General features: G+C 27.4%; 12 protein-coding genes and 4 pseudogenes. 7 read left to right on the forward strand and 9 right to left on the reverse strand.

The window, feature by feature from the left end; all coding sequences use genetic code 11:
- Genes DJ007_RS09870 through DJ007_RS09880 form a run of 3 tightly spaced genes read right to left on the reverse strand, consistent with a single transcriptional unit; the run spans nt 1 to nt 1,729 of the window.
- Entirely contained in the window at nt 1-558 is a 558-nt protein-coding gene (locus DJ007_RS09870) for an HD-GYP domain-containing protein (RefSeq protein ID WP_129409422.1), read from the reverse strand.
- Nucleotides 546-785: a hypothetical protein gene (locus DJ007_RS09875; RefSeq protein ID WP_129409423.1), complete on the reverse strand. Its 240-nt coding sequence runs from the start codon at nt 783-785 to the stop codon at nt 546-548. Before DJ007_RS09875 ends, DJ007_RS09870 begins: the two co-directional genes overlap by 13 nt.
- A gap of 5 nt (nt 786-790) precedes the next feature.
- Entirely contained in the window at nt 791-1,729 is a 939-nt protein-coding gene (locus tag DJ007_RS09880) for a hypothetical protein (protein WP_129409424.1), read from the reverse strand.
- Nucleotides 1,730-1,784: 55 nt separating this feature from the next.
- Here DJ007_RS09880 and DJ007_RS09885 point away from each other — a divergent pair, with 55 nt between their 5' ends.
- The 3 genes and pseudogenes from DJ007_RS09885 (at nt 1,785) to DJ007_RS20310 (ending at nt 5,140) form a co-directional block, all read left to right on the forward strand.
- Complete coding sequence (locus DJ007_RS09885; RefSeq protein WP_129409425.1) at nt 1,785-3,227, forward strand: alpha-amylase family glycosyl hydrolase; 1,443 nt, start codon at nt 1,785-1,787, stop codon at nt 3,225-3,227.
- Nucleotides 3,228-3,237: 10 nt separating this feature from the next.
- Entirely contained in the window at nt 3,238-3,825 is a 588-nt protein-coding gene (locus DJ007_RS09890; RefSeq protein ID WP_129409426.1) for a transglycosylase SLT domain-containing protein, read from the forward strand.
- Nucleotides 3,826-3,896: 71 nt separating this feature from the next.
- Nucleotides 3,897-5,140: pseudogene (locus tag DJ007_RS20310) on the forward strand (glycerate kinase type-2 family protein).
- Between the two features lie 16 nt (nt 5,141-5,156).
- On the opposite strand, the pseudogene glgB reads toward DJ007_RS20310, so the two are convergent.
- From glgB to trpS, 6 genes and pseudogenes are all read right to left on the reverse strand, one after another.
- Nucleotides 5,157-7,357, reverse strand: a pseudogene (gene glgB / locus DJ007_RS20315) (1,4-alpha-glucan branching protein GlgB).
- 108 nt (nt 7,358-7,465) lie between these two features.
- Nucleotides 7,466-7,618 (reverse strand): pseudouridine synthase family protein, encoded by a 153-nt coding sequence (locus tag DJ007_RS14790; RefSeq protein ID WP_165974108.1) that lies wholly within the window; start codon nt 7,616-7,618, stop codon nt 7,466-7,468.
- Nucleotides 7,619-7,653: 35 nt separating this feature from the next.
- Nucleotides 7,654-8,214, reverse strand: coding sequence for a pseudouridine synthase (locus DJ007_RS09905; RefSeq protein ID WP_165974109.1), 561 nt, complete (start codon nt 8,212-8,214; stop codon nt 7,654-7,656).
- Nucleotides 8,177-8,689, reverse strand: a complete 513-nt coding sequence (gene scpB / locus DJ007_RS09910; protein WP_165974110.1) for an SMC-Scp complex subunit ScpB — start codon at nt 8,687-8,689, stop codon at nt 8,177-8,179. The genes DJ007_RS09905 and scpB overlap by 38 nt, the downstream gene beginning before the upstream one ends.
- A 7-nt stretch (nt 8,690-8,696) precedes the next feature.
- Nucleotides 8,697-9,374: a segregation and condensation protein A gene (locus DJ007_RS09915; RefSeq protein ID WP_129409429.1), complete on the reverse strand. Its 678-nt coding sequence runs from the start codon at nt 9,372-9,374 to the stop codon at nt 8,697-8,699.
- Nucleotides 9,375-9,380: 6 nt separating this feature from the next.
- Nucleotides 9,381-10,356 (reverse strand): annotated as a pseudogene (trpS, locus tag DJ007_RS20320) (tryptophan--tRNA ligase).
- 95 nt (nt 10,357-10,451) lie between these two features.
- Here trpS and DJ007_RS09925 point away from each other — a divergent pair.
- From DJ007_RS09925 to DJ007_RS09940, 4 genes and pseudogenes are all read left to right on the forward strand, one after another.
- The gene (locus DJ007_RS09925) at nt 10,452-11,039 is read left to right on the forward strand and encodes a DUF4897 domain-containing protein (protein WP_129409430.1); all 588 of its coding nucleotides are present in this window, start codon (nt 10,452-10,454) and stop codon (nt 11,037-11,039) included.
- Between the two features lie 46 nt (nt 11,040-11,085).
- Entirely contained in the window at nt 11,086-11,355 is a 270-nt protein-coding gene (locus DJ007_RS09930; protein WP_206076289.1) for a hypothetical protein, read from the forward strand.
- Between the two features lie 150 nt (nt 11,356-11,505).
- Nucleotides 11,506-11,694, forward strand: coding sequence for a DUF6115 domain-containing protein (locus DJ007_RS09935; protein WP_129409432.1), 189 nt, complete (start codon nt 11,506-11,508; stop codon nt 11,692-11,694).
- A pseudogene (locus tag DJ007_RS09940) lies at nt 11,675-12,052 on the forward strand (iron-containing alcohol dehydrogenase); the annotation flags it as partial. The gene DJ007_RS09935 and the pseudogene DJ007_RS09940, both read left to right, overlap by 20 nt.
- Nucleotides 12,053-12,140 lie beyond the last annotated feature (88 nt).

Genomic DNA, 12,140 nt, shown 5'->3' on the forward strand with positions numbered 1-12,140 from the left:
CTATTTTGTTTTTAAATCTTGTTTTATTATATTTTTAATTTGATTTTTATGTTTTAGAAAAATATCAACAAGCTTTGGATCAAAACTTTTTCCTGACTCTGATTCTATAATTTTTAAAGCTTCCTCAAACGAATAAGCAGGTCTATATACTTTATCAGAAAGAAGCGCCATTAGTGTATCAGCAATAGCTACGATTCTTCCTTCTAAAGGAATATCCTCTTCACTCAAACCATAAGGATATCCTGAACCATTCCATTTTTCATGATGCGAAATAATAATTTTTCCGATGTTTAAAAAAGGATAAATTTTCAAATTATTTAGTATTATAAGGCCGTATTTAGGATGCTTTTTAATAATGTTCCATTCTTCATCAGCGAGCTTGCCTTTTTTTAAAAGAATTTTATCAGGAATAAAAACTTTTCCGAGATCATGTATTTTTGCACCGTAATAGAGGCTTTTTAGCTGTACTTCATTCAATTCAAGTTTTTCACCTAAATAATAAGAAATCTTTCCCATTAATATATTATGAGTCGGATTATATTCCTTTATTTCAGACATTGAACCAATAATATTAAATAAATTCTCCAATTGTGAATAATAATTATTTTTATATTTTCTATTTCTATAATTTTAACGCTTAATTTATTGAATAAATTATTTAAATTTTGCTTTAATAATTCAGATTCGAATGGAAGCTCTTCATTTAGCCTTTTTATAGTTAAATCAAATGTTCTATAATTATTTTTTCCATATAAAAATTTTTTAAAAGATGATAGAAATGTCATAATTGCTAGGTTTTCTTGCTCTGTTTTTTTATATTTGCCTTTAAACTTTTATTTTCGGATAACGCATTTTTAAGAGGTAGCTTTAATGTATTAATTATTCTAAAAAATTCCTGGAAAAGTTCGTTGAATTCAGGTATAGATGTATCAATTATTTCAAAATCTCCATCTTTTTCAATAATAGAATTTAAAGTAATTTTTTTAATCTGTTCTTTATTCAGATTAAATTTGAACATTATAAATCGGAAAAGATAAAAATGATATATAAAGGCAATAATAACCGTAAGAATAACTGAAAATAAAAATGTTTTTATATAATTTAAAGGGAAATCAAAAATATTTGGTTTAAAAAAAACATAAACTTTTAAAAGAGGTATATCATTTATTTTAAAAAAATCGAACTTTGTAGTATAAAAAGATTTTATTTTGCAAATATCTTTAATACATTGTATATTGTTATATTTTTTATAAAGAGGTTTATTGCCGTAAATAAAAATTCCGTTATTATCTGTAATATAATAATTAAAATTTAAATCTAAATTTGAGAAATGAATATCAAGAAACTGGATCAAATTGAGTTTTACATATTTGACAATATCCTTGTTTATTATTTTAAAATAAATATAATTGTTTTTATTTCCAATATAATATATATTTATAGAGAAAAATTTTTTTATAAGTTCGGCATTATCTGATTTCATTGGTTCTGCCTTTGAAATAAAGGATGGATTTATATCCGAGAAACTATAATTTATTATTGCATTTTCAAAATCGTTTACTAAAACATCATTAACAACTTCAACTGTTAATTTTATATTTTCATAAAATTTATCTACTTGCTCGTTTTGTTTTAAAAAAGATGATATCATGATAAAGGAAAGAGAAAAAGATAATATAATAATGATGAAAGTTTGTAAGGTTATTTTATGCATAGATAAGTTTTTCATAAATTCACCTCTTTGATAGTTTCAAAAATATTATATCACAGAAAGGAGATATATTATGTTTTTTTATGAGTTATTTGTAAGATCTTTTTATGATTCAAATAATGATGGGATAGGCGATATAAAAGGAATTGTTGCAAAACTGGATTATTTAAAAGAATTAGGAGTTGAAGGCATTTGGCTGTTACCAGTTATGCAATCGGCTGCATTCCATGGATATACCATAATTGATTTTTACTCAATCAATCCATCTTACGGTACTATAGAAGATTTTAAAGAACTGGTTAAAGAAGCTCATAAAAGAGAAATTAAAATAGTTTTAGATATACCAATCAATCATACTTCTGTAAAATGTGAATGGTTTCAAAAGGCTATAATAGGAGATGAAAAATATAAAAATTATTATATTTGGGCCAATGAAAAAACAGATTTAAATGAAAAAAGGCATTGGGATGATAGTTTAATATGGTTCAAATACAAAGATAAATACTTTTATGGTCTATTTGGTTCATCTTCGCCGGATTTGAATTTTGAAAATAAAGAATTGTGGAAAGAAATAAAAAGTGTATTTAAATTTTGGCTTGATTTAGGAGTTGATGGATTCAGATTAGATGCTGCTAAACATATATTTGATTATGATATTGAGAATATGAGATTCAAATATCAACATGAAAAAAATATAGAATTTTGGAAAGAAATGACAACATATATAAAAAATATAAAAACTGATGCAATTATTATAAGTGAAATATGGGATTCACCTGATATTGTAAAAAAATATCATGGTCTTTTTGATGTAGAATTCAATTTTCCGTTGTCATATTTTATAAAAGATACAATAAAATATCATGATCCTAAAATTTTAGTTAAAGGTATAAAAGAAACATTGGGACATTATATAACAGGTGATGTAGAATCAATTTCAGGTAATTTTTTTACCAATCATGACATGGAAAGGTTAATATCTGTTTTTGATGAGAATCCAGAAATGGCGAAAATAGCTTTTAATATTTTATTTACATTACCTGGATATCCTTTTGTTTTTTATGGTGAAGAATTGGGAATGCGTGGTGAAATAATAGACGTTAATTTTACGGAAGATTCACAAGAACCAATGCAATGGTATGAATCTGGATTTGGAATAGGACAGACTGAATGGAAAGGATGTAAGTTTAATCCGCCATATTCAAATATTTCTGTTGAAGAGCAGTTAAAGGATGATAATTCACTTTTAAATCATGTAAAAAATCTTGCAGTATTTAGAAAAGAAAATAAATGGATGGAAAATGCTAAAATTTATGATTTAAATAACGATAGGTTTGTTGTGAGATATGGATTAAAGTTAAATGAGAAAAACATTTTAATATATCATAATATTAAACCCCAAAAAACTGTAATTCCTTTAAAAAAGTATAAATCATATAAAATATTTGGTTTTGCAAAAATAGTTGAAAATACGGTAGAAATTGGAGGATATTCAACTTTAATAATAGAAATTTAGCACGGAGGTGGTGCATATAAAAAAGTATATTTTAGTGTTTATGGTGTTTTTATCTGTGATGGCTTATGGAGAAGTTAAAAGTTATAATTTAACTAATGAAACGAACTTAAAGCTTTTTTTAGTAGATTTTATAAATCGTGAATATAAATTAACTACAGGAAAAGATTTAAAATCTGATAGAAAAGTTTTATTGACAGAAAGTATATTAACAGCATCAAAAGAATTTAATATTTCGCCGCTTCTTATAGCTTCTATTATCGATATAGAAACTAGTTTTAGAAATGTTATTGGCAAATATGGTGAGGTTGGATATATGCAAATTAGACCCGCAACAGCGAAGTATATAGTTGAAATGTATATTGAAACATTCAAAAAATATGATTATGATAATCTGAATTTAGAATGGATTAAACAAAGGCTTTTATATGACCCAAAATATAATATTTTAGTGGGAACTGCATATTTAGAGTATTTAAAGGAATTACATGGGGATATTACACATGCGATTGGATGGTATAATGGTGGAGGAAATTCCTATTATCTTGATAAAGTAGTATATAAAATAGCCCAGATGACAATTGAATATCCTATAATTTAAAGGAATCGCTTAAAGCGATTCCTTTCTATATATGATATAATAAAATATCTAGAAAGGAAGGAGTGAGGAAGATTTTAATAGATGATTTAAAAGAGATAATTAATTATTCTATTGAATCAGTATTGCCGGAAAATGCAGTTAAAAATAATTTAAGAAAATTGGAATTTAAGGAAAAGAAGATATTTCTTATTGCTATTGGAAAAGCAGCATGGAGAATGGCAAATGCGGCTAAAGACGAATTAAAAGAAAAAATAAAAAGTGGTATTGTAATCACTAAATATCATCATTCACAAGGAGAAATTAAAGGAATTGAAATATATGAAGCAGGTCACCCTATACCTGATAAAAATTCTGTTGAATCTACTAAAAGAGCTGTAGAATTAATAAAAAATTTAGATGACGAATATAGTATCTTATTGTTGATTTCTGGCGGAGGTTCATCCTTATTTGAAATGCCGGAAGAAGGGGTAACCTTAGAAGATTTACAAAATATAACAGAACAATTATTAAAATCAGGTGCTGATATAACTGAGATAAATGCTATAAGAAAAAGATTATCAAAAGTAAAAGGAGGAAAATTTGCTGAATTAGTATATCCTAAAAAAGTTTATGCGTTAGTTCTTTCTGATGTTTTGGGGATAAATTAGATAGCATAGCTTCTGGTCCTGTATATAAAGATGAAACAACTACAGAAGATATTTTAGAAATAATAAAAAGATATGATATTAAAATGAATGAGAAGATTAAAAAAGTTTTGGAAAAAGAAACACCTAAAGAAATCTCTAATGTTCAACATATAATAATTGGTAGTGTAAGAGTAGCCTGCCATTCTGCAGTAGAAAAAGCAAAAAAAATGGGATACAATACGTTATTATTAACAACGAGTTTAAATTGTGAGGCTAAAGAAGCAGGAAAATTTTTTGCAAATATAGCAAAAGAAGTATTGAAATCAAATAATCCAGTGAAAAAACCATGTGCAATAATAGCAGGTGGAGAAACAGTTGTAAGTGTAAAAGGCAATGGATTGGGCGGTAGAAATCAAGAATTATCATATTCTTTTGCTTTGGAGATAGAAGGATTAAATAATGTGGTTTTTGCATCTGTTGGTACAGATGGAACAGATGGTCCAACGGATGCAGCAGGTGGTATTGTTAATGGGAACACGATAACTGTTTTAAGAGGAAAAAATCTTGATCCGCACATATTTTTAGAAAACAATGATACATATAACGGATTGGAAGAGGCTAAAGCGTTGTTAAAACTTGGACCAACTGGTACTAACGTAAATGATATAATGATATTATTAGTAAAATAAGCGCAGATATCTGCGCTTATTTTTCTTTTTGCCATTTAAAATACATTCCAGCTAATGGCGGTAATGTTAAATTTAATGAGTATGATTTACCATGAAATGGGATTTTTTCTGCATATAATCCGCCCATGTTTCCAATATTACTTCCCCAATAAATTTCAGAATCAGTATTTAATATTTCTTTATAAAATCCTTCTCTGGGAACACCTATTCTATAATTGTATCTAACAACAGGAGTAAAATTAAATACTCCAACAATCAACTCATCAGCATTTTTCCCTTTCCTTATAAACGAAATAACACTATTTTCTGCATCATTATAATCTATCCATTCAAAACCATCTGGACTATGATCGAGTTCATATAAAGCGGGATTTTCGTTATATAACTTATTTAAATCGGTAATTAATTGAAGCATTTTTCTATGGGAATCAAAATCTAATAAATTCCAATCTATAGATTTTTTACAGTTCCATTCGTTAAATTGAGCTATATCATTTCCCATAAATAATAATTTTTTACCTGGGTGAGCATACATATAAGAATAAAATAATCTTAAATTAGCGAATTTTTGCCAGTAGTCACCAGGCATTTTATTTATCATCGAGCCCTTTCCGTGAACAACTTCATCATGTGATAAAACAAGAATATAATTTTCTGCAAAAGCATAAACCATGGAAAAAGTCAAATCATTTTGATGGTGCTTTCTATATAATGGATCTTTAGAAATATAACGTAAAGAATCATTCATCCATCCCATATTCCATTTCATTGAAAATCCAAGTCCTCCAAAATCCACAGGCTTTGAAACGCCTGGCCAGGCAGTGGATTCTTCAGCAATTGTTAAAATTCCAGGAAAATATTGATGGGTAACGGTGTTAAAATATTTTAAAAATTCAATAGCTTCCAGATTTTCCCTTCCACCAAAAACATTTGGAACCCATTCACCATCTTTTCTGCTAAAATCTAAATATAACATTGAAGCTACAGCATCTACTCTCAACCCATCTATATGAAATTTATCTAACCAGTATAAAGCATTTGAAATCAAGAAATTTTTTACTTCATTTCTACCATAATTAAAAATATAGGTCCCCAGTCTGGATGTTCTCCCAATCTTGGGTCCATATGTTCATATAAAGCGGTTCCATCAAATTTCCCCAAACCATGTGCATCTTTTGGAAAATGTCCTGGTACCCAATCCAGAATAACTCCTATATTATTTTGATGCATATAGTCTACAAAATACATAAAATCTTCGGGTTTTCCATATCTGCTGGTTGGTGAAAAATATCCAGTTACTTGGTAACCCCATGATTCATCAAGAGGGTGTTCTAATATTGGTAATATTTCAATGTGTGTATAGTTATGTTCTTTAACATATTTAGCAATTTTTTGAGCTAATTCTCTATAATTCAGAAATTCTGAATTGTTTCCTTTTTCCCACGAACCAAGATGAATTTCATATATAGAAATAGGTTTTTCAAACCAATTAGTTTTTCTCCTTTTCTCCATCCATTTTTGATCTTTCCATACATGTTTTTTATGAAAATTATAAACAATGGAGGCATTTTTAGGTCTTAATTCTGTGTAAAAAGCATAAGGATCGGCTTTTAATAATATCTCATTATTTTTTGTTTTTATCTCAAATTTATAAATATCTCCTTCCTGAACAAGAGGAATAAAAATTTCCCAAACACCAGATGAACCAAGAACTCTCATTTGATGAACTCTGCCATCCCAATTGTTAAAATTACCAACAACGCTTACTCTCTTAGCATTTGGAGCCCATACAGCAAAATAAGTTCCTTTAGTATCATCTATTTCCATAGGATGAGCACCTAATTTTTCGTATATTTTATGATTATTCCCTTCATTAAAAAGATATAGATCATAATCTGTTAATACAGGTAAAAAACTATATGGATCTCTGGATTTCCATGTATTTCCTTTGTCATCAGTATATAATAACTCATATTTGAAAAAAGTTTTTCTTTTTAATACTCTTTCAAATAAACCATCAGGATGAATTTTTTCCATTTTATATTTTCTTTTAGTTTTAGTGTTGAGATTTATTATCTCAATATTTTTTGCAAATGGATGAAAAGTTCTGATTACAATTTCTTTATCATTTAATTTGTGAATTCCTAAAATTGAAAAAGGATCATAATGTTCAGCATTTACAATTTTTATCATTTCTTCATTAGGCATTGTTCCCATGTCATCACCCCGAATATGTGTAAAAAAAAGAGATTTTTTAAGTTTATTGCTTTTATTTAATTATAACACAAAAATTTCATCTGTCAAGGGAATAAAAAAGTGGAAGTATTAACTTCCACTTTTTAAATAACTCTTAAATTTTTGAACTTCTTTTGAATCGATTTTTTTAATATCTCCTGGATTTCTTACTTCATCTATAGTCCAGGGACCAAATTTTATCCTCTTTAATTTTATAACATTAAATCCTAATGCCTTAAACATGAGTCTGACCTGTCTTTTTTTACCTTCATGAATACTTAGAGTAACTTCAGAATATTTTCCTTTTTTTGAACTTTTTCTATAGAAGCAGGTTGTGTTTTATATCCTCCTTCGATTATAATTCCTTCTTCTAATTGTTTTAGATCATTTTCTTTAATATGTCTATTAATTAAAACTTTATAGGTTTTATAAATTTTTCTTTTTGGGTGAAGTAATAAATTTGCCAATTCACCATCATTGGTGAGCAACATTAAACCAGAAGTATTATAATCCAATCTACCAACATGAAAAACTTTTTCTTTAATTTTTCCCTTTATTAAATCAGTTATTGTTTTTCTTCCTCTATCATCTTTTAGAGCAGATAAATAACCAATAGGTTTATGTATTAAATAATAAACATAATTTTCTGTTTCTTTGATTTTGTCCTTTACATGTATCTTTTTGCCATAAATTTCAATGATATCTTCTTCCACAACTTTAAACCATGGTTCTCTGATAATTTCACCATTTACTTTAACTTTTCCTGAAATAATTAAATTTCCTATTTCTCTTCTTGAACCTTCACCTATTTTTTGAAGAAACGTTTGAAGCTTTATCAATTTTAGCACCTCTTAATTCATTTATTGTTTTTTCTGGTAGTAACTCAAAGAACATTTCTGATAAATCATATAAATAACGATTTTTAGTATTTTCCTTTTTCTTTTTTATAACTAATCCCATTTCTATTAATTTCTTTATTTGATGATAGGAAGATTTTCCTCGAGATTTTTCTATTTCTGTTGTAGATGAAGGGCCGTTTAACAACAAAATTGCCAGTATTTCAAATTGTGATTCTGTAAGTGAAAAACTTCTTGGCTTTGGGTTTAAAATAGATTTAATTTCATTTTTTATAGTAAATCTATATTTCCCTTCAAAATTTTCCAGTTCTATTCCATGGACTTCAGAATTATAATGTTCCCATATATCAATTAAAACAGAATTAACCTTTTCTTCTGTTTCATTAAGTTTTTCCGCTATTTCTTTAGAACTAAAACCAGTTGTTTTTGAAAATAACATTGCTTCAATAATAGGCATGAGATGCTTATTCTGCACTTATTGACACCTCTTCCCTGTTTTTTATAAATTCATAATTATCATTTACATAATGTAGTCCATTTCTTACCAGAACTAAAGATGCAAGAAAATAAACGATAAATTTAAGTCTTTCCTGGTTTGAAAAAATGTATAACTCTTTTAAAGTGAATCTTTCTTTTTCTTTTAATTCTTCTACAGCATCTTCCACAGTAAAGTTTTCTCTTAATATTTCTAATTTTTGCTGTATCTGAAGATAATCATTCATATATAATTCTAGTTGATTGTGAATCTTTTTCTTGTCAAATCTTGCAGCTTTGACTTTTATTGCTTTTTTTGCATTATTTTTTCCAAAATCTTTTTGGATTCTTTCCATTGTTTTTTTGATTTTTTCATAGTCTTCAATTATATTATATAGCGTGTTTCTTTGTCTTGTAAAATCTTTATCTTCTTCAGAACGTGGTAATAACTCTTTTGATTTCAATAAAGTAAGATATGAGGCAATCCTCAAAAATTCACCAATATCATCCAGATTGTCATAATTTTTTTCTATATAATCAATAAAAATATCAGCTATTTTTGAAACGGATAATAATCTTACTGGAATTTTTCTTTCTTTTATTAAATCAACCAAAACTTCAAAAGGACCAGAAAATATATCTAATTCAATAGTTAATTCTGAAAACATAAATTTTCACCACCTAAGATTCATAGCCTCCCTAACTTCTTCTAAGGTTTTTTTAGCAACTTCAGAGGCTTTTCTATTTCCTTCGTGTATAACGTTTAAAACATCATTATCTGAAATTTTTTCATATTTTTCCCATATTGGTTTTAATCTTTCTTCCATGTTTTTTAATAAAACTTTTTTACATTGAACACAACCAATATCAGCTGTTTTACATCCTTTTACAACCCAATCTAATTCATCTTGATTATGCGTAAATGCTTTATGATAATCCATACCGGACATTTTTCTGGATTTCCTGGGTCTGTTCTTCTCATTCTTGCAGGGTCGGTCATCATAGGCATTACTTTTTTCTTTAAACTTTCTGATGTTTCATCTATCATTATAATATTCCCATAGCTCTTTGACATTTTCCTTCCATCTGTTCCGGAAGTTTTGGGATTCTTGTTATAATTGGATTGGGCTCTGGAAATACTTCTTTATACAAATTATTGAATCGTCTTGCAATTTCTCTACTTAATTCTATATGATATAATTGGTCTTCACCAACAGGTACACCAGTGGCTTTATATATAAGTATGTCTGCAGTTTGTAAAACAGGATAAGTTAAGAAACCAGCAGTTGATAAATCCCTATTTGCAAGATTTTCTTTTAATTCTTTGTATGTAGGTATCCTTTCTAATCTGCTTACGGAAACCAACATGTTGAATAGCAAGTATAGCTCAGCATGTTCTTTAATAGCTGATTGTACAAAAATAACAGATTTTTCAGGATCTATCCCTGCAGCTAAATAACCTCTCACTATATCAAGCGTAGATTGATATATAATATGACTTTCTTCTTTATGAGTAGTTAAAGCGTGCCAATCGGCAACAAAGAAAAATGTTTCATTGCCATCATCTTGAAGTTTTTTCCAATCTTCTAAAACTAAAACATGTCCTAAATGTAATTTTCCGGTTGCACGCATTCCGCTTAATATCCTCATGCAATCTCCTCCTTTTTCCATATACTCCTTTAATTTTACCACATTTTGTGGTATTATATAAAAAGAAAATATAAAAATTTAAGGAGGTAAATTTAATGTCAGAAAAACCACAAAAGAAAAGTTCAACCAATTTTATCATAATTGCGTTAATATTTATAGCAGGTATTAGTATTATAAACATCTTTATGGCGAAAAACGCACGTGTGAATTTTGATATAATTGGTAATGATAATTATTATTACATTAAAGATAATGGGAATATAGTCATGCTTTCAGAGGTTGTTGTTCAAGCTAGGGATGAAAAATCATATAATACTTTATTATCTAGTTATAAAAAGCCAGATACAGAAAAAAGGAAAGTGTATGAGGATTTTATTGCAAATCTAACTAAAAAAACTGGTAGAAAATTTGAATTAATAAGTGTTCAATCTACAGTAACAGTAAGTGATGGGTATAAAATAAATGTAATGGAAAAATCAGAAATAAAAGGATTTATTCAGAAAATTGGAGACAATCAATATGAGTTTTCACTAAATGACCAAAAAATAAATTTGGAAAATGCTACATTATATATTTATAAACCAGAAAATTGGGAATTTATTAAAGTTATACCAAATCCTACAGAAATTACAAAAAATATTTGTTATGGAAAAATACTGGTGAAATCCAGTTTCCAGATGTAATATTAGAAAGGAAATAAAAATGGTAATATTCATTATTTTCATATGGTTGATACTTTTATCTATTGTATCCTTAATTAATTTATCTTTATTAATATCCCTTTGGAGAAAATTCAATAATTTTACTATATCGATTGATTCTTCAATAGAAGATCAATCTAACACATTATTAGCAAGATTTCAAAAAATAACCTCCTCAAGATTAAGAGCTCTGGATAATAAAATAGAAATTCTTGATCAATTAATAAAGGATGCGGACGAAGCGTATATGAAATCATTTTCAATGTTGACAGATTTAGAAAAAAGAATGATGAATTAAAAAGAATAAAAACATTTGAAAGGGCCAAACAAAATAGAGCACATTTTGAAAGTGTAGATTCAGAAAAGGTTGAAATTCCAATAAATAATAAAAAAGAAGAAAAACCGATATTAATGAATATTATAATTTACAAAAACATTAAAAGATACTATGTTGCATCAAAATAATGAGGATAATAAGGCTACAAAATCTCCTGAGCAAATATTGAAAGAAAAAATTATTGAATATTATAATAAAGGTATGAGTATAAATGAAATAGCTAAAATGCTTGATAAAGGTTCAGGGGAAGTTAAATTAATAATTGATTTATATCATAAAAATCCCATTAAGTGGAATTAAAGCTGAGTTGCCACATGGATTAGGTTTAGCTATGCTTCTTCCAGCAGTTGTAAAAGCTATATATCCTGCACAAGCAGAAATTCTCGCGGAAATTTATAGTCCAATCGTACCAGATTTGAAAGGTGTTCCCGGAGAAGCAGAATATATATCAAAAAGCATCGAAAAGTGGTTATTCAATGTAGGAGTTACACAAAAACTTACTGATGAAGGATTTAAAGAAAGCGATATTGATAAGTTAGTTGAATTAGCATTTAATACTCCATCATTAGATTTATTATTAAGTTTAGCACCTGTAAAAGCAACTAAAGAAATAGTTAGACAAATTTATATGGATTCGATGTATCCTTTAAATAAATAAGCAAATATTATATATATATAAACAAAAGGTTTTACTGATACAAATTTAAACATAATAAAAATGGTTGAATGATTTTCATTCAACCATT

Origin of the sequence: Marinitoga lauensis (assembly GCF_004135675.1) — a bacterium.
GTDB classification, from domain to species: domain Bacteria; phylum Thermotogota; class Thermotogae; order Petrotogales; family Petrotogaceae; genus Marinitoga; species Marinitoga lauensis.